Consider the following 19193-nt stretch of genomic DNA (forward strand, 5'->3'; position numbering starts at 1 on the left):
CACAAACCAAACGATATGACGCAACAGCCAACCATTACCTACCGCACCGAAAGCGACTCAATGGGAGACAAACAAATCCCATCTAACGTTTACTACGGTATTCAAACTCTGCGCGCCGTTGAAAATTTTCCAATTAGCGGTATCAAACCTTTATCAACTTACGTCGATGCTTGCGTTTTAATTAAAAAAGCTGCGGCGATAGTCAACGGTAAACTCGGCTGCATTCCTGAAGATATCAGCCAAGCACTGATCCAAGCTGCTGATGAAGTTTTAGCAGGAAATTTGCGCGATCAATTTGTAGTTGATATCTACCAAGCAGGCGCGGGAACTTCTCACCACATGAATGTTAATGAAGTTCTTGCCAATCGCGCTTTAGAAATTATGGGCGATGAAAAAGGCAACTACAAGCGCGTCAGTCCCAACGATCATGTAAACTACGGTCAATCTACCAATGATGTGATTCCGACTGCGATTCGGATCGGCGGATTGTTGGCGTTAGAAAATACTTTGTTTCCGGCTTTGTCGGATGCCATAGTCGCCCTAGAAAACAAAGCAGAAGAATTCAAAAATATTGTTAAATCCGGCCGCACTCATATGCAAGATGCTGTGCCGGTTCGACTCGGCGACACCTTCGGCGCTTGGGCGCAAATTCTCAGAGAACATACCTTGAGAATTGACAGGGCATCCGATGATTTGACATCCCTGGGATTGGGGGGAAGTGCGGCGGGAACGGGGTTAAATACTCACCCTGAATACTCTCAAAAAGTTGCTGAAATTCTCTCAGAATTAATCGACCACCCCCTGAAACCAGCAAGGCATTTAATGGCAGCTATGCAGAGTATGGCACCGTTTGTAAATGTCTCCGGCGCACTGCGAAATCTCGCTCAGGATTGCGTTAAAATGTCCCATGACTTGCGTTTGATGGACTCAGGGCCAAAAACGGGTTTGAAAGAAATTCAACTGCCTCCGGTGCAACCTGGTTCATCAATTATGCCTGGAAAATACAATCCTGTGATGGCAGAAATGACTTCGATGGTGTGTTTTCAAGTTATGGGTTACGATAGCGCGATCGCCCTAGCAGCCCAAGCGGGACAATTAGAATTGAACGTGATGATGCCCTTAATCGCTTACAATCTAATTCACAGCATCGAAATTTTAGGCAATACCATCAGCGCCCTGACAACCAAATGCCTCGACAAAATTGAAGCAAAGGGCGATCGATGTCTCGCCTACGCAGAAGGCAGTCTCGCCCTCGTTACCGCCCTCAACACTCACATCGGCTATCTCAACGCTGCCGCCGTCGCCAAAGAATCTCTCGAAACCGGCAAATCTTTGCGGCAAATTGTGCTAGAACGCGGTTTAATGAATGCAGAAGACTTGGCAACAGTTCTAGATTTAGAGAAAATGAGTGCGATGCCAACATCTTCTGCTAACGTATAGGATCTCGCAGGAATCAGCTAGAAACTAGAAGGCTGAACTCGATTGTCACAGGTTACAGTTAAAGAATTCAGAATTCAATCTCTTACATTTAATTCTGAATTTTTTTTATAGTCTAAAGTTTGGGAGCAAGATTTATGCGCGCAGGTTCTTTTGGCAAATTAACTCAAGATAAAGAGAACACAACTCAAGTGACATTTCATTATGTGGAAGGTCACACGGAAACCTTTACTATCCCGATGCCTGCACAAGAATTTCAAGAGGAAGTGCTGAATTTATTAAATCAACCTTGGTTGACTTTTCATTTAGTCGATCAAACGGTTTTTATCTGCACTGCCAGGTTGGTGAAAGTGGAAGTTAAACCTGCTATCCCTGAACTGCAAGGCCAAGGAATATTCTCTAACTCGCAGCGAGTTAGTACCATGCAGCGGGCTGCTGTTGGTAGATTGCCGATGAATACTTGAACTTAGTTGATGGTAATTGGTAATTGGTCATGGGTAATTGGTAAGCTGTTTAGCATTTAAATTGGATATTTGGAACGGGTTCGCCTGCCCATTTCACAATATCTTTATTAATTTTTGATGTACAATTTAAACGTAGAACAGCTTAATAGGTAATGGGTAATTGGTAATGGGTAATCACGAAACGAAAAAACATCAATAATCCATTTCTCCTTCCAATGCCCAATGCCCAATGCCCAATGCCCAATGCCCAATGCCCAATGCCCAATGCCCATTACCCATTACCCATTATGTCTGCTGTTAGTTTAATTCGTGCCAATTCATACGATCGCCAAAATCTACTAAAATCTTTAGAAAATTTGCTCGCACCCTTGGGCGGAATGTCGGCTTTTGTCAAATCGGGCGATCGGGTTTTACTCAAACCCAATCTTCTGACAGGTGCTCGCCCTACCAAAGAATGCGTCACCCGGCCAGAATTAGTTTACTGCGTGGCTAAAATGGTCATTGAAGCGGGCGGAAAACCGTTTTTAGGAGACAGTCCAGCTTTTGGTAGCGCGATGGGTGTAGCCAAAGCCAACGGTTATTTACCACTGTTGGCAGAACTCAATTTGCCAGTAGTGGAGTTTCAAGGAAAACGCTACGAAACAGTCAGCCAAGAGTTCAATCATCTCCGACTTTGCAAAGAAGCAATGGAAGCAGATGTCGTGATTAACTTGCCCAAACTCAAATCTCACGTTCAATTAACCGTGACAATGGGCGTAAAAAACTTGTTCGGCTGCGTACCGGGGAAAATGAAGGCTTGGTGGCACATGGAAGCCGGCAAAGATAGCGCCAGATTCGGTCAAATGCTGGTAGAAACGGCCCGAACAATTAACCCAAATCTGACGATTTTAGACGGTATAATCGGTCACGAAGGTAACGGGCCCAGCGGCGGCGAACCTAAGTTTTTAGGAATTTTGGGCGCGTCGAGTGATGTGTTTGCTTTGGATCGAACTTTAGTGGAAATTATTAATGTCGATCCGGCGCTGGTTCCGACTGTAGCTGCGGCGATCAAATTGCGGCTGTGCTCGAATTTGGAGGCGATCGATTTTCCGCTGTTGCACCCGGAAACTCTCAAAGTTTTGGATTGGAAGTTGCCCGAAAGTATGATGCCCATTGACTTTGGGATGCCCCGCGTGATCAAGTCTACTTTCAAAAATTTGTATATCCGCTTCATTAAAGAAAATAACGGAATGTATGTGTTTTTCTGTAAAAAGTGACAAAGCAAGTTGCAACGATCGGGACATTTTTTGGGTAGCGCCTGAAACCCGCATTCTACAGTTTAAATTTTAGCTTCTAAGGAACCTGAAACCCTATTCTACGCTGATTCCTGATTGAAAACTGTCCGAACTATTCATCTTACATCTTAAATGAGTTATCTTAAATAAGATGTTAAGCTCAAAACTATCCCGGAGCAATGTGTTTCTGAAGCCTAATAATTTTAGGCTACTCATCTAATGTGTATTACGATACACAATTTTCAACGACGATAATTGATGCCAGGATTTAAGCTTCAACTTCACTGGTGATCAGTCATCAAGTACCGAAATAAGGAGAACTACAATGCAAACTCAGAATTCCTTAAGTCCTACCGTCGTTTGTCCTATATCGGGACAGAGTATGAAACCCTGGTTATTGATCCCGGGTGATTGGCGAAGACCAACAAATAAAGAGTCATTTCAATTGTACTGGTGTCAAAAATCACAACTTGGATGCCTTAATCCTCTACCAGAACTTAAGCAAATCGAAAGCTTCTACGACATCGACGATTACTATACTCACCATACAGACTTTACCGACTCAAAATCTGCCTCTTCTATTTCCTTCTTCGATAAATTGCGCACCCACCTAGCTTGGCGTTTCGATAGGGGAGTAGATGTCACAACTCAATGGTGGAAACAGCACTTCGGGACTTCTTCTTACGAGATATTAGAAATCGGTTGCGCCAATGGCAAACTGCTGGAAGAATTCAAAGTAGATGGTCACAAGGTCTGGGGAGTAGAACCAGATAGACAAGCTTTGTTTTTCGCCAAGGAACGAAATCTTGATGTATATTATGGCACTGCTGAATCTTTGCCCCCGGAAATCACGTCGAGAAAGTACGACATAATTATTATGAACCACGTACTGGAACATACCCTAGATCCTTTACTGGCACTCCGCAATACTATGGACTTGCTCGTGGACGGTGGCAAATTGGTGATGGAAGTACCAAATAACTCGTGTATGGCGCTAAAAGCATCAGGGATTGCATGGCTCCACCTAGATGTGCCCAGGCATTTGTATTTCTTCACACCCGACAGTTTGCGCGCTATCTGTAAACAGGTGGGATTTGAGGTGATTTCTACTGAGTTTAATGGCTACTATCGCTTATTTACCAACGGTTGGATTGATGATGAAAGAAAAATCTTGAATTTGTTCAATTCAATGGAATTAAAGGGGATTGCTAAGCCCAAAGAAAACAGTAAATTCCAATCTTGGAAGTTACTACTGAAAACATTTCTTGCTCCCGACCACAAAAAATACGATTCAGTCAGAATTGTTGTAAAAAAGCCCTAGTAAGAGCGAAGGAAGGGAAATAAAGCTTTGAGAATTTCTTAGTAACTTGAGAATTTCAGCATCAAGGCTTCGCATTACCTAAGACAGGACTTACGCAGGGTGCATCTCACTTCGACAATTACCAGAAAAAATTGGGCTAAAGCCTCTCCCTTGTAGGGAGAAATTAAAAGTAGACTATTCATTACTCCAATCCTCTTCCTTCCAGGTAGAGGCCGCCCTCAACTGTCAACTGAATGAAGTCTTTTTTGCCTTGGTTCGAGTTTCCCTGCATAGCAAAGCTTCCATAAAGCTATATGAACTCGCACTATTCAAGCAAAACTGAGATGCTCCCCTGACGCACTACCTCTACATACGGTGTGAAAGTAGGAACAATCCCTCTTCAGGAATCGCCACTATCCCTAGACCTCTTGCGTAAGTCCTGTAAAAGATTTTATTTAGGGCAGCCAGCGAGGGCGGAATCCTTTTAAAGCCAATGCTTGAGGTGATGGAGAATTATTAGATGTCGGTGCATTTTTTAAGTCGATCGCGATCAAGGTTGAAGACTCGATCGCATTTCCGCCCTCTGTTCTCAAATCTCCTGCGACTGGTTCTGATTTTTTGACAACTATCCGGTCTAACAGCAATTCTAACCAGTCGGGTGACAAACTCATTTTTGTCTCCACCTGATCTGGCAAAACGTTTGGTGTCAGGGATAAAATAGCGATGCCGTCTGCTTGGGGATTGGCTAATGTTGCGCTGTCTGGGGCGATCGCATCCAATCTGTCGATCGATCTGTTAAAATAAAATTCTTCTTGTTTACTGGAGAGTAATCGTCAACAAAAACCTACTAACTTTGCTGGGCTGCTCCGGTTCTGTAGCCTTAATGCTCTTAGCAGTAAATCCCGCCAATGCTAGCACCCCAATTTCCAAAATCGTAGCATTGAGTTCAATCGCGAAATCGCAGCAAATTTAGATATAAATCAAGACGAAAGCCAATCCTCGCTGCCACAAATCAACTCTGATAAAATCGGAACCTCGCCACCATAAAATTAGGCTGCGACTGCACGGGCTGTCGAACCCAAGTCCTCCAAATGATCCAACAAGGACGGTTGATACTTCCTCAGTAACGTAGATAGTAATTTACAAAACAAGCAAAACTGAAGTTACAGAAAACAACCCATTAATTCGTGATTTAAATCGTCACAAGTTTAAAGTCGCCAGTCAAAATAATTAATTATTATTTCTACTTTTGGCTTGTGGCTTTTTATTTGTCAAAACTGACTATTTACAACAGAAGAGAGAAATTTCAACCATACAACACTTCTTCTACAGGTGGCGTAGCGTCTTTGGGGTCGAACTCTTTGAGTTTGAAAGCTTGCAACAAAAACAGCCAGATATAAAGCGGATTCAACAAAACATACCGCTGCCAGAGGCGCCGGGGCTCCTTCACCAGCCGAAACAACCATTCCAAACCTATCTTAGATAAAAACTCAGGAGATTTAGCCAAATTTCCCGCATGAAAATCGTAGGCTGCACCTACAGCAATCAGTGGCATCGATAAGTCGTCCCGGTATTCGTAAGCCCAGACTTCTTGTCGCGGACACCCCAAACCCACAAAAGTAATTGCTGCACCGCTGTTGCGAATTTGCTGGGCAATTTCCTGTTTCTCTTCCGGCGAAACGTGCCTAAATTTAGAAGGCTGAGTTCCCGCAATAATTAACTTGGGATAACGCTGGCAGAGATTGCGAGATAAAGCCTCCAGTACAGAAGCTTTAGAGCCGTACAAATAGATAGATAATCCTTCTTCGGCCGCACGTTCGCAGATTTGTAACATTGCATTTGGCCCGCCAACTCGATCGGGCAATCCCGTATTATAGAGCCAATTTAATGCCCATCTTACGGGTTGACCATCTGGCAATACTAAGTCAATGTGATTGATCCGATAGCGGTGAGTGCTATCAAGCACCCCAGTCATTACCCCATGAACTGCTAGAGCCGAAACAGAAAGTGGTGTTCTGGTGCTGGCTGCCGCCATAATTTTGTTGACAGCAGCTTCATAATTAAGGGCATTTACTAAGATGCCGAGTACATTCTTTTTCCCTAAATCAATCATGGAACACCTCTCTAAGCCAACACTTGCCGTTACAGTCATAAACCTCCTGTGGGATTGGTTTAACATTGTATTCAATCGTGTACCACAATTGCCCGGACATTTTTTTTGTCCAGCTCAATTCTGCGCCCCTTCTTTCAGCCACCGCTCGCGGTTACATTCATAAATCTCCCGTAGGATTTGTTTAACATTATATTTCATTTTCCAGTCAGGATAGTGACTGGCGAATTTTGAATTGTCGCTAATCCACCAAATATGATCGCCAATGCGATTCCCTTCAGCATAAGTCCAATTAAATTTGCGTTCCGCAATTGCCTCGCACATCTGGATGGCTTCTAACATCGAACAGTTGCTGTAGCGGCCTCCTCCTGTATTATAGACTTGCGCGCTTCTGGGAGCTTTATAATATTCATAAAATGCCGAAATTAAATCAGCACTGTGAATGTTGTCGCGGACTTGCTTGCCTTTGTAGCCAAACACGGTGTATGGGGTTCCTGTTACAGCACACTTCATCAAGTAGGCGAGGAATCCGTGCAATTGAGCTCCAGAATGATTGGGCCCAGTCAGACAGCCACCGCGAAAACAAGCCGTGTTCATATTAAAATAACGGCCGTATTCTTGAACTAAAATGTCAGCGGCTACTTTGGAAGCACCAAACAAACTGTGCAGACACTGGTCAATTGACATATCTTCCCGAATGCCGTTTTCGTAAGTGTGACCGGGTTCAATTTCCCACCTATGTTCTAATTCAACTAAAGGTAATCTGTTGGGCGTATCGCCGTATACTTTGTTAGTAGAAGTGAAAATGAAAACGGCTTTGGGACAGTACAAGCGAGTTACTTCTAAAAGATTGAGAGTACCGTTAGCGTTGACGGTAAAGTCTATTTTCGGAGCACGGGAAGCCCAATCGTGACTGGGTTGGGCTGCTGTGTGAATTACTAACTCGATCGACTCGCCGTACCGCTGAAAGATATTGGTAATCGCTTCATAGTCGCGAATGTCCACATCTAAATGGTAATACTTTGTTCCCAGTGATTTTTCTAGTTGTTGGCGGTTCCAATTAGTAGAACCATCAGCACCAAAAAAAAACTGGCGCATATTGTTGTCGATACCAACTATGTCGAAACCTTGTTTGGCAAAGAACTTACAAGCCTCAGACCCAATTAAACCCGCCGCTCCAGTAATGATTGCAACGCTCACATTTCACCGCCTAAAAAATATAGTTTTCTTTGTTTTGCGAGATCTAGGTAAAATCAGAATTTATCCTGATTTTCCTTGAAATACATTTTCGCACAATCCGGCAAAAAAATTACCCTTAAAATCCCAATCATAGATTTCCCTGACACGCTTTTGACCGGCACGACCCAAGCGCGATCGCAATTCACGATCCTGTGCTAAATACACTATAGCTTCTGTTAGACCTTTTACTGCACTTTCCGGATCAGTAGCCTCGACTTTAATGCCAGTTTCAGCAGTTACTTGAGTAGCTGGGCCACCCAAATCCAAACAAATCGTCGGACGGCCAACCCCCATCATTTCCGTGCAGACAAAACCGCCAGAGTCATGCAAACTCGGATGGAGAAGAACGTGAGATTCGCCCATTTTTGAAAGAGTTTCATTGCGCGGTAAAGCTCCCCAAAAATGTACTTTATTTCCCAGTCCCAATTCTGTCACCAAAGTTTCTAAACGCTGTCTTTCTGGACCATCTCCGACAATCCAATATTCCGATTGTTCCAGCTTCGCCTCCGCAAATGCACGGAGTCCCAAATGTACCCCTTTCCAGTGCAATAGACGACCAACACTAATAAATCTAATTGGTAGATCCGGCGGAGTTGGAAATTTTTCGAGTTCCTCAATTTCCCGCTGCGATAAACCGACTTGTGAGAAAATTTTCACATTTTTTGCTTTGAGAAATCGCAGTCTTGCTGCTGTTTCTTCGGTAGTAGCTAGCGCGACGGCACTGCGGCGCGCCGTCAGCCCCACAAACGGATCGCGTTCTCCGACGCTTTGAGCCAATGCTCGCAGCGTTTCGTAAATTTTGCCCCGGCGACTAAAATCTTGCCAAAAAGGCTTTGGTGCTGCCTCTGCGCCCCCGACAGGCCCCCAAATAAAAGGATGTGGTAACAGCGCTAGGAAACTTGGAGACCAATGTTTAACATAAGTTACGTGGTGTACTATGTCAAAACCGATTTCGCGATCGAGCTTTCGAGCGATAAAATAAGCCCAGATTTGCCACAAATAATAGTGAAGTTGCAGCAATCCCTGTTTTCCCTTCCAATCTTCGCTCCACCCAAACGGATCAAAATAAACAAAGTGCAGGTTTGGGACTGGATTGCGTTCTAGTTCTGCTTCAATGTACGATCGACAAAACGTCCGAGTAAATACCCAACTTTCGTGATGTTTAGCAGATTGGATCACAGTATTCCATCCTACTCCCTCTTCAGATCCCAGATTTGGTTCGCAAGCAAAGGCAGATAATAAAATTTTCATCAGTAATTAGTAATTAGTAATCGGGCATCGGGCATCGGGAATTGGGAATTGGGCATTGGGCATTGGGCATTGGGCATTGGGCATTGGGAATTTGGCATTGGGCATTGGGCATCGGGCATTGTAGATAGAATCGGGAAGTTATTGGTAATCAATAACCAATAACCAATAACCAATAACTAATAACTAACAACTGTCAACTGTCAACCGTCAACTTACTTCATCAAAAAAGATGTAACTTCAACATAAGCTTTAGCTGCTGTTTCAGGAGTTTTTTGAGAAATTAGCTGCCGCGAATAGTCTCCCATCGATTCAATCAAATCAGGACTATCTATAAAAATCTTCATCTTTTCTGCCAACTCCTTGGCATTGCTAGGATCGAAAATATAACCGTTTTTCCCTGACGCAATTAACTCACTAGAAGCTGCACCGTTAGAACACAATACCGGTTTACCAAACACCATTGCTTCCGGTACAACCATGCCCCAGACATCCTCAAAAGTAGGAAAAACAAAAACATCAGCAAGCTGAAAATAAGCACCCAAACTTCCGTAATCAACCCATCCCACCCAGTTTACTTGATCGGGGAAATCTTGCTCTTTAATAAAAGCTTCCAACTCATCTTGCTGGTCGCCCTTGCCAACAATTAGTAAAGTATAATCAGAATATCCTTGTTTTTTTAGAATAGCACAAGCTTCTAAGAGGGTTTTAATTCCTTTTCGAGCTGTGATCCTTCCCACATATAAAAAAACTGGTTTTTTGATATCTAAATTGAGCCGCTTTTTTGTTGTCAAAGGTTTGAGCAGCGTTTCCGCATCGGGAACTAAATAAGTTCTCGTAAAAACTTGCTCTTCCGGTGCATGGAGAACCTCCACCAAATATCTTTTCCCGGCTTGGCTGTTAGAAACAAAAGCATCGGCAAACTTAGCTAGAATGCGTCTGGCGAATGTCCGAAAGCTCGAATCTCGAAAATCCGTGTTCGGAGAACTACCATCATAGATAATTGCAACTCGCCATTGACAAAGCGGTTTGAGGAGAATTACTAAGACAGTCCACAAAGAAAAAGCTTGCGGAAAAACTACTTGAGGTCTAAATTTGAGCAAGTGACCGATTATGCTAGGGGACACTGCGATGAAACCGCGATCGTATCCTGTTTCGATCTTTTCTGTCTCGACAAATTTAGTCTCCCCTACCAACTGAATTGCTGATGCTCCTGGTAGCGTCGGATCGAACCCAGACCAAACGCGACCAGTATAAAACACAGTATTTTTATATACTTTTGTAAATTCTCTCAATACAGGCTGCCAATAGGCACCCAATTCTACTTCTGGAACCAGCCAAGCGACGCGCAAATCATCTCCATCGACCATGCTATTCACCTTCAGTTTTGTTTTTAGTCAATCCCAGCTTGCTCAAAACTGAAAACCAAACTAACCTTCTGTAAGGTAGCAACCAATACACTGGCCAGAATAAACCACCGTGACGCTGAGCAAACACTTTCCACTCTTCCCAGGGTTGAAGGGTAGCATCTTTAAAAGCTAAACCCTTGGGTTGGTTCATTTTTTGCAAACCTTCACTCATATTGGCAGCCGCTGTTGTGGTTGACTGCGGATTGGGAGAACAAGTTCCTTGATATCCTGGAGCTATCCAAACTGTACAGCCTTTTTGTCTAGCACGCAGACCGTATTCCCAATCTGATAAATAATGAATAAAGGCTGGATCGAGATTGCCAACCAGTTCAACGACGCTGCGGGGAATTAACACGAAGTTACCATTCATGCTGTCACAAGGCTGAGCTGCTTTTGTTGGTTGGAGGAAGCGAAATTTAAAGGGAAGTAATGGGGTAATCTTGACTATACCGCCGTAAGTAAAATTACCTGTTTCTGGATCGCGAGTAGAGCCGGCAACGATCGCCTTTTCTTCTCCTTTTTTCATTAGCTCGCTACTGGTGGTCAACAGGTCGTTTAAAGCTTCTGGATCGAGTACGGTGTCGTCGTTGAGCCAGACATAGTAGTCTGGATCGTCTTTGATGGCTTCGCTGAAAGCCACCCGCATTCCTCCATTCCAAAATAAGTTACCATCTCCCGAAAAAATCTTGACTTGAGGGTATGTTTGCTGTACCGCTGCGGCTGTGCCATCAGTGCTGCCATCATCTACCAGATAAGCATTGAGTGCAATTTCACTTGTTAATTTTTGCTTGAACAGCGACTCTAGAGTGGCCAAAGTCTTTAACTTGCGGTTATGGCAAGTCATCAGGACTGCTATACTTATCTGCTCCATCTATATCAAATATTTGGCTGTTTGTGCAAAAATGGTAGAAAACAGTCTTCGGGCGATCGACAATGCCGATCGACTTCGAGTCCTATCCAATTATTAACTTAGTTTGCCCCAACTATCAAGATATTTACTCGATCGCTGATTTTTTAATTTTTCCAGCTTTACCCAGACTCTAATTGCCTGACGGGGTAATTGTAGCAATCAATACGTCTACTGTCCGAATATATACCAATACACATCCAAAAACAGGTATTTTCGATAGCCTACAAATTGTTGGTTTAATGAGTTTTACCTACTTAGGGGCTTGCCAAACTTCTTGATAAAGGTTTTGATACTCGCGAGCTTGCACTTCTAATGTAAACTTTGCTTTAACTTTCTCTCGTGCGTTGCGACAAAGCTTTTGGTGTCGCTCTGAATCTTCTAGCACCCAAGCAATCCCTCGCGCTAAATCCTCACTATCATAGGGTTGAGCTAAATAACCATTATGCTGGCGATCGACAATATCTTTTAATCCCGTCACATCAAAAGCCACCACAGGCGTACCACACGCCAGCGCTTCCGATGCCGTCTGACCAAAAGCTTCGTACCGCGACGGCACAACCATCACATCCGCCGCCGCATAAACCTTTGACAAAGCAGCATCATCCAGCCTGCCTAAATAATGAGTTTTGAAACCAACATCGATCGGACTTTCAGGCTCAGAACACCCAAAAACCAAAAGTTCAATCTGATCTTTCCATCCCGACTGACTCAGCCTTTGCAGAGCCGGAACCAGCAACGGAAAACCCTTCCAGCGATCGCCAGTACCCTCCATCGCCCCAAACAACACCAACCGTTTATGTTGGGGCAAATTCAAACTATCTCTCACCTGCGGGCGGTTCAGCGGCTTGTAGAGTTCAGCATCAAGACCATTCGCAATTACTTTAACTGGATATTTTTTCAACAAAGAACTAGATTTCGCGCATTCAGCCAACCAATGACTCGGAGTTACCAAAGTCAGATCCAAATTTTGCCAAGCTTCAGCTTTCCGCTGCCAAATCCAGCGAGAAATATCCGCATCTTTAGTGCTGTGCAGTTGCGGACAAGCACCGCAAGCATCAAGATAGCGATCGCAATTTTCACTATAGTGACATCCACCCGTAAACGCCCACATATCGTGCAGCGTCCAAACCACAGGTTTATTAAACTTAGCCAGGGTTTCAATCTGCATATAACCTTCACAAACCCAGTGCAAATTAATCACATCTGGGTTAATTTTGGCAACTTCCGCAGCCAGGGAATCAGGAACCCATTGCGGCGAAAAAATTACCTGACCTAATTTTGGATACAGTTTTAACGGCAATCTATTTAATTTAGGTCGGAGACTCTTAAACTTTTCTCCTAACTTTGTCGGCATCAACCGTACCGTTTCATCATCACTAGACTTATAACCAGCCAAGATTTCGGAATTTACCCCGATACTTTGCAAGCCCTGGTGCAGGCGATAAGTCGCCCTCGCAGCACCACCTTTAAGATCGTAATTACTTACCAGCAGAACTTTCATCAAAATATCCTTAACTCAGGCCTACTTACTCAACAATTGTTTAATTTTTCGTTGTACTTTCTTGACCAATTTCGGATCGTAATCATATAAACTCTCCTGAGTGAAGTTATCAGCTTGGGCGTCGCGAATCACAAACGGAGGATGTTTGAGAGGAAAGGCGATCGGTTCAACAGACATATTATTGTAGGGACTGTTGATATCATCCGTGTGAGTTCCCCCCGTTCCATGTCCGATATTTGCAGCTAAATTGACATTAGACAAAATATTCAAACCATTTTGAATAAAACTCGCAAATGTCCACTGAAAATCCCAAGTGTCAATTGCTCCTTCGTAACACAACTGACAAGTTTTAGTCCAGATTTTAGCAGCATGAGCATCTCCCAATATATCCATCAAAAAATTGCCATCTCGAACCGAAGGCCACAGCTTCATATCTAAATCGTAGTGTCGCCAAGCTCGCCTCCAACTCGCCCAACTCCAGCAGTGAGTGTAGCGAGAAAAGTAGTAGCTATAATCAGCTCGCTGCTTCCCAAACTGCACGTTTTGACCAGATATCGACATAATTCGTTCGTCGTATCGGTAGCGTTCGAGTAACTCTTCGGCAAAGTAGAAAAATGTACTATCGGGCAAACAATCATCCTCAATAATAATCGCCTCTTCCACCGTATCAAACACCCAATCTAGCCCGCTAGAAACTCGCTGACGACAGCCCAAATTGCGATCGGCATAATTTTGCAAAACTTCGCATTCCCAATCCACCTGATCAATAATCGCGCGAGTATCAGCACATTGTGTGTCTTCTCCAGGTCTATCCGGCCGCGGCCCGTCAGCAACTACTAGCAATTTAGACGGCTGGACTTTGCGAATTTCTGCGAATACTCTCTGGGTTTCTTCCGGGCGTTTGAAAATAATAAACGCGACGGGGGTTTTTAATGGTCGATCGAACATTTACAGAACTCCACTATGCTAATTGCGGACAACACTTGTGACTTTCGACAATCTCCTTTTGAGACCAGAAATTTTATTGTCAAACACATCCCAAACAGTCTTAGAAATATTGCGTTTTGGTATTCCTACATAACCCGCAACATATTTAGTAAACTGTTCTCCTACAGGCAGATTCCAAAAATCAGAGTTGGGATTAGCAACTTGTGCAAAAAGTCGCTTAATTCCGTATCCTTTTTCGGCTGGCAAATGCCACACATCCATTTTGAAATCAGCCTCAGTTGCTGTATAGTAGATCGGCGATGTCCACACTCGATTAAAGTAAGCATTCCCACTGCCGCGAGCATATCCCAGCTTATTGTAAATGTAGGTGAGCATCTGCTCTTCTGTATAAAATTTTGTCTTCCCTTCGGCAAATCTTTGCAAGCAAGTCTCCCAGATCGAGTCTACTTCGTCGGACAATATTTTAATGTGCTTACCACTTCCTACGATAAATTCTGCACCAAAATACTTGGGAGGCTCATCTACTTTATAGCCTAATTCCTCATAAATTGTCTGCATTTCTCGCCTGGTTAAACCGCTTATTTTTTTGTCGTCAGGCTCGTACAAATCGTAGGTTACCAAACCTTCTTTTTCAATATCGGCAATTATGCGATCGGCGGAGTTTACCCACACGCAGTCAGAGTCTAAAGCGATACAGCGATCGTTTAACTCAGAATTATTTTTGAGGTATTGAATGATGTCAAACTTAAAAAACGTACTTCTGAAGGCGGGGTAATATTCAAGTGGTGGCTGATAGGTAAATGGAATCTGGACAACTTTAACTCCGATTTTGTCGAAAAATTCAACGGTGTTAAAGCTTTCAAGATTTGGAATGCGATCGGCATTCGTAAATAAGATATGCTGAGCTTCCGGGTTATTTCTAACGCTGGAAGCAAAATATAGCACAGCACATCGCCAGTAAACTGATTGAAATTTTTCCGATGAAGATTTCGCATTCGATCCCTGCGGATATTTACTTTCCTGGCCTTCTTCATCACAGCACATTCCAGTAACTATGTAAACAGAACCGCTGTCATTCATGGTGTATATCTCCTATTATCTTTAAGGTGTAAAGTTAATTAAAGCCGTGAAGCGAAGCTATCCCGTTCGCGAAGCGTTCCCGAAGGGTAGGGAATCGCCTGTCATGTGAAAATAGAAATCCGAGCGTTTGAGAATCATTTCAGAACCAATATGTGCTAAGTTTTTCAAGCTAGTCGCCAGCGGCAGATATCGATAGCGAAACGAAGACAGTCTGGCGTCTGTTTCCTGATATAAAATATCTTGAGCAAAATTGCCCCACCTTTCATCAATCATATCGATCGTCATACCAGCGTGTCCCGAAGGCAGCAACATATTGGAACCGTGAATGCCAATCACCAAGCGACTTTCAGCATAAACCTGACACATTTGCCTCTCAGTTTTTTCATCAAACTTATCCACTCTTAAATCTTCTACCCACTCAGGAAAGCTAGTGCTTTTGCCTAAACCTGCCACTGCAAACTTAGCTGAAGGCAGCAATTTTCGCATTTTTGTAAACAAGCTGTGCACTTGCCAATTTTGAATACTTAAAGGAATTTGCAGCAAGTTTAGTTTTCGGCAAACTTTGAAAAGTAAATTATTGCACCACAGCCGATCTTCCCGCCAAACAAAAGTAATTTTGTATTCTTCTTTGTCAAAATCGTGTTTGGGAACCCCTGTAAATTTACTAATATCAAATTGACTGGGGTGAGAATAGGCTTTGCTTACGTAAACTTCATCAAAACGTTCTAACTGTTTGCTAACAAAATCCCCAAAACTGGGATAGTAACACTGACCATTTTTCAGCGATACAGGTACTGTCCAGACTTCGGCAACTCCTTCGGGAACCATCCACCTCATAAATTTTTGGACAATGACAATCAAACCCAATTCTGGGTGAGATTCTAAATGCCTCTGTGCGTTGAGCAACTTTAAAAGGCTGTGTCCGTAAAGATAATCAATGCAGTTTAATACGATTACCCGATCGTAAGATTTGAATATTTCTTGAGAAATTTCTAGCTGTTCGTTTTGAGGATTTTGCAGAGATTTGAGCAAGGGTTTTGCTAAAAATTCTTCTGCATATTTGTCCTTACTAAATGTTGTTCCTTCAGCTAAGTTAATGCTGTAAGCAGTTTTAGCGGCGTGGCCAATTCTCAACTCGTCAATGATCTCGCCGCCTCCTGGAGACTCAGACACAACACAGACGCGGGCACCTTGCCACAATACTTTGACAGGTTTGAGTATTTGGCCAGAGGAGAGACAGTGCGATCGATGTTCGAGCTTGGGTTTAATTTCAATCATTTGATCAATCCTCTTAGCCTGGAAGCAGCCTTGTATAAATTCAGCGAATTCAGGAGTAAATTACCAAAAGGTCTCAGTTCTTTAATCAAAAAGTTGACTAAAATAATTACGTAGAAATAAGTGATTAAAGTTGCCACCGTTGCTCCAAAAGCTCCATATTTAGGAATCAGTAGAGAGTTCAATACTATATTAAAAAATGAGCCAATAAATGTCAAATAAAGACCGTATCGCAGTTGACCTTCTAAGGCAAAATAGGTATTTCTAGCGATGCCGAAGTTACTGCCAAATTGAGCCCAAACGTAGATTGACAATACCCTAGCTGAGTCTGTATATTGAGCGCCGTAGAGAGTCTGGACTATGAAAGGAGCTAGCAGAGAGATTGGTAATGCCACTCCCAACCACAAAAATAACATGGCATCTGAGTAAATCTGAAAGTTTTTTAAGTATTCGCCATAATTTTTTTCTCTTAACTGTGCGAGTTTAGGGAAAATAGAAGAAGCGATGATCACAGGCAAAAAATCACAGATTTCCGATAGTTTGACTGCAACTGCATAATATCCCAACTCAGTTTTATCTATAGAACCGAGCATAATCTGATCGATTTTGGAATAAATAAAAACCGCCAAGCTCGACATCACCAGCGGCCAACTTTCCTGAAGCAATTGTTTGCCTCGTTGCCAACTGACTCGCCACAGCTTTAAATCATTTCCCCTGCTTTGATAGACAATGGCGATCGCCAATCCCGCCAATGCTACCTCTCCCAACCTCAACCAAGCAAAAGCAATCAGCGGTGCTTTGAGTTGAATTAATCCGATTCTGAGTCCTGCAACCAGTAATGATACGCAATTTCTAGCAACAACTGTATACTTAGATTGAACTTGAGACTGAAACCAAAAATTTATTGTTTCAAAGGACTGAAAAATAGTTCCGGCGGCGATGATCCCCACCAGCCAACGAGTTAAGTTGTCATTGGGATTTTGTATCGAAATCACTGTTACCGTTAGCAGTAAAGTGATGATTCCGCCTGCTAATTGTATGGCAAAAGCAGTTCCCAGAGTCTCTTCTTTGCAGTCGGGATTGCGAGCAATGTCGCGCACTACCAGAGTACCCAATCCCATCGTTGCTACCGAGGCAAACAGGGACACAAAGGCGATCGCATAATTGATTAAGCCAAATTGTTCCGGGCCTAGATATCTAGCTACCCACACTCCCACCAACAGACCCAGAGCCATCTGCAAAATTTGGTCTGTCAACAGCCAAGCCAGATTGCCGAGTACCTGGCGGAGGCCAGGGCCGAGCTTTTGACTGACCGCATTTAGCTTATCTAACATCAGAAAGTTTTCAGTCCTTGTCAGAAATAAATATACTTTTCGAGCGCTGGGGAATTAATCAAAAACCAGGCTCATTAATTTAGTATATCATAGTTCGATCGATTTTTAACTTCTGCAAGTTAATCATGATTCAATCTGGATGGATCTCGCTGCACCAAATCTCCTCCGTAAATGCGGCGGTTGCTGGATGGAGATTTGCTACTATCGATACTGAGTCTAACTGTGATTAACACGTAGGCAAGCCACACATCCCCAAGATCACCGATAGAACCTTCAGTTAAGTTATTCAAAACAATAAAAACTAAGTAAATAATCGGTATTCCCGATTCAGATAGCGGGCGTCGGCTCAGTTCCCGGACGGCAAAAATTAGATTGGTTAACAGAGAAACTAAGATTAGTAGGAGTCCTGGATAACCGAAAGAGAGCAATACTGATATACCGCCATTATGAGCAGTTTTCGGTTGAAATCCATTCGGAGTATATACAAAATAAGCTGGGGTTTTATCGCCCAGTAAAGCTTGTTGAAAAAATCCATCAAATCCATAGCCAAACCAAGGACGCTGATTGGCTGCCGCGATTAATTGTGGCCAGAACTCCGTGCGTCCTGTCAAAGTCAAATCCTTTCCCAAACCTCCGACAACAATGGACTCTAAATTGTCTATTATATAAACGCTGGAAATGATCCCCAATACCGTAAAACCGACAATAGAAGTAAATGCCCATTGAAACTTTAACTTGCTCAAAAAACTCAAAGATGATACTATAACTATCAGCATCAAACTATTAACTAAAGAACCACCGGAGCTAGTAGCTCTCACCAAATAAAAGGAAAACAACATGAATCCCAGAGCTATCCAGCGTTCTTTCTGAGTTTTAGCACCTTGGGAATAGTGCAGATACCAAAGTGCTGTACTCACCACCATGATGCTGCCCAGAGAATTTTTGTGACTCGTAATTCCTGCAAATTCCCGTCCCACATTCGGGTGCCGCAAAAAACTAACTATACCGATCGAGGTATAGCCCCATCGCACCAAACCTGATAGTTCGTGCCACTCATATCGTGCACCTAGATAAAAAGTAACAACAGTAAAACCTGTAAATGCTATCCCTGCTTTCAGCGTAATTTCAGGAACTAATGACCACAATGTCGATGTGATTGGTAGCAAACAATACAGCGAGAAACCAGGATTTTTCAGCAACAAAAATGACAATCCTTCTACAAACTGATTTTTGAAAAATTTAATAAATCTTCCACATAAAATAAATACTATCCAGGGATAAAAGACAATAGGAAGCTGATTGACAATAGCGCCATTAGTTTCAGTAAGATTGATAAAATGCAGGTAATTAAAAGGAGGTACATTGACGTGAGGAGATATGAAAATGTACAAAATAGCAAACCATTTCTCAAAAGTAACACCGAATTTTTTTTTGCTGGCTATCTGAAATATGAACAGAGTGATCATCAATCCACTGACACCCAATATAATCAGCAACAAATTATTGCTGATAATTAGTTCCTTAATGATTTTCGCCATAAATATTTACTCTCTCTGAGAAAAAGATCAATTTAGCAGCGGGCTAATTTCACCAAAATAACAATAAACCGAGGCAGTTGTCGCCCGCGATCTTTCTACGTAAGCTGCTGCGGATCTAAATTGTTG

General features: G+C 42.9%; 16 protein-coding genes. 4 read left to right on the plus strand and 12 right to left on the minus strand.

All coding sequences use genetic code 11. The features are described 5' to 3' along the window. Positions 1-15 precede the first annotated feature (15 nt). The 4 genes from K4039_RS04820 (at position 16) to K4039_RS04835 (ending at position 4496) form a co-directional block, all read left to right on the plus strand. Complete coding sequence (locus K4039_RS04820; protein WP_265233994.1) at positions 16-1440, plus strand: aspartate ammonia-lyase; 1425 nt, start codon at positions 16-18, stop codon at positions 1438-1440. Between the two features lie 134 nt (positions 1441-1574). Continuing rightward, positions 1575-1901: a hypothetical protein gene (locus tag K4039_RS04825; RefSeq protein ID WP_265233995.1), complete on the plus strand. Its 327-nt coding sequence runs from the start codon at positions 1575-1577 to the stop codon at positions 1899-1901. Positions 1902-2188: 287 nt separating this feature from the next. Next, positions 2189-3157 carry a DUF362 domain-containing protein gene (locus K4039_RS04830; RefSeq protein ID WP_265233996.1) on the plus strand — a complete coding sequence of 323 codons (969 nt, stop codon included), beginning with the start codon at positions 2189-2191 and terminating at the stop codon, positions 3155-3157. A gap of 463 nt (positions 3158-3620) precedes the next feature. Continuing rightward, positions 3621-4496, plus strand: a complete 876-nt coding sequence (locus K4039_RS04835) for a class I SAM-dependent methyltransferase (RefSeq protein ID WP_265233997.1) — start codon at positions 3621-3623, stop codon at positions 4494-4496. A 434-nt stretch (positions 4497-4930) separates the two neighbouring features. Here the strand turns inward: K4039_RS04835 and K4039_RS04840 are convergent, their stop codons facing one another. The 12 genes from K4039_RS04840 to K4039_RS04895 all read right to left on the minus strand — a co-directional run bounded on the left by K4039_RS04840 (position 4931) and on the right by K4039_RS04895 (position 19067). Then, entirely contained in the window at positions 4931-5254 is a 324-nt protein-coding gene (locus K4039_RS04840) for a hypothetical protein (RefSeq protein WP_265233998.1), read from the minus strand. A gap of 527 nt (positions 5255-5781) precedes the next feature. Further along, positions 5782-6627: a WecB/TagA/CpsF family glycosyltransferase gene (locus K4039_RS04845; protein WP_265233999.1), complete on the minus strand. Its 846-nt coding sequence runs from the start codon at positions 6625-6627 to the stop codon at positions 5782-5784. Positions 6628-6702: 75 nt separating this feature from the next. Continuing rightward, positions 6703-7785, minus strand: coding sequence for an NAD-dependent epimerase/dehydratase family protein (locus K4039_RS04850; RefSeq protein WP_265234000.1), 1083 nt, complete (start codon positions 7783-7785; stop codon positions 6703-6705). Between the two features lie 60 nt (positions 7786-7845). After that, positions 7846-9075, minus strand: coding sequence for a glycosyltransferase family 4 protein (locus tag K4039_RS04855; RefSeq protein ID WP_265234001.1), 1230 nt, complete (start codon positions 9073-9075; stop codon positions 7846-7848). A 212-nt stretch (positions 9076-9287) separates the two neighbouring features. Beyond that, positions 9288-10442, minus strand: a complete 1155-nt coding sequence (locus tag K4039_RS04860) for a glycosyltransferase family 4 protein (protein ID WP_265234002.1) — start codon at positions 10440-10442, stop codon at positions 9288-9290. Between the two features lies 1 nt (position 10443). Continuing rightward, entirely contained in the window at positions 10444-11325 is an 882-nt protein-coding gene (locus tag K4039_RS04865; protein ID WP_321161534.1) for a glycosyltransferase family 2 protein, read from the minus strand. A 316-nt stretch (positions 11326-11641) separates the two neighbouring features. Beyond that, a complete protein-coding gene (locus K4039_RS04870) occupies positions 11642-12892 on the minus strand; it encodes a glycosyltransferase family 4 protein (RefSeq protein ID WP_265234004.1) in 1251 nt (416 codons plus the stop codon). Positions 12893-12913: 21 nt separating this feature from the next. Continuing rightward, positions 12914-13840, minus strand: a complete 927-nt coding sequence (locus tag K4039_RS04875) for a glycosyltransferase family 2 protein (RefSeq protein WP_265234005.1) — start codon at positions 13838-13840, stop codon at positions 12914-12916. 18 nt (positions 13841-13858) lie between these two features. Continuing rightward, positions 13859-14920, minus strand: coding sequence for a hypothetical protein (locus K4039_RS04880; protein WP_265234006.1), 1062 nt, complete (start codon positions 14918-14920; stop codon positions 13859-13861). Between the two features lie 57 nt (positions 14921-14977). Then, positions 14978-16198, minus strand: a complete 1221-nt coding sequence (locus K4039_RS04885; RefSeq protein WP_265234007.1) for a hypothetical protein — start codon at positions 16196-16198, stop codon at positions 14978-14980. Continuing rightward, positions 16195-17529, minus strand: coding sequence for a flippase (locus tag K4039_RS04890; protein WP_265234008.1), 1335 nt, complete (start codon positions 17527-17529; stop codon positions 16195-16197). Before K4039_RS04890 ends, K4039_RS04885 begins: the two co-directional genes overlap by 4 nt. 119 nt (positions 17530-17648) lie before the next feature. Continuing rightward, positions 17649-19067, minus strand: a complete 1419-nt coding sequence (locus K4039_RS04895; RefSeq protein ID WP_265234009.1) for an O-antigen ligase — start codon at positions 19065-19067, stop codon at positions 17649-17651. Positions 19068-19193: the final 126 nt, after the last annotated feature.

It is taken from the genome of Lyngbya sp. CCAP 1446/10 (genome assembly GCF_026130175.1).
GTDB lineage: Bacteria > Cyanobacteriota > Cyanobacteriia > Cyanobacteriales > Microcoleaceae > Microcoleus.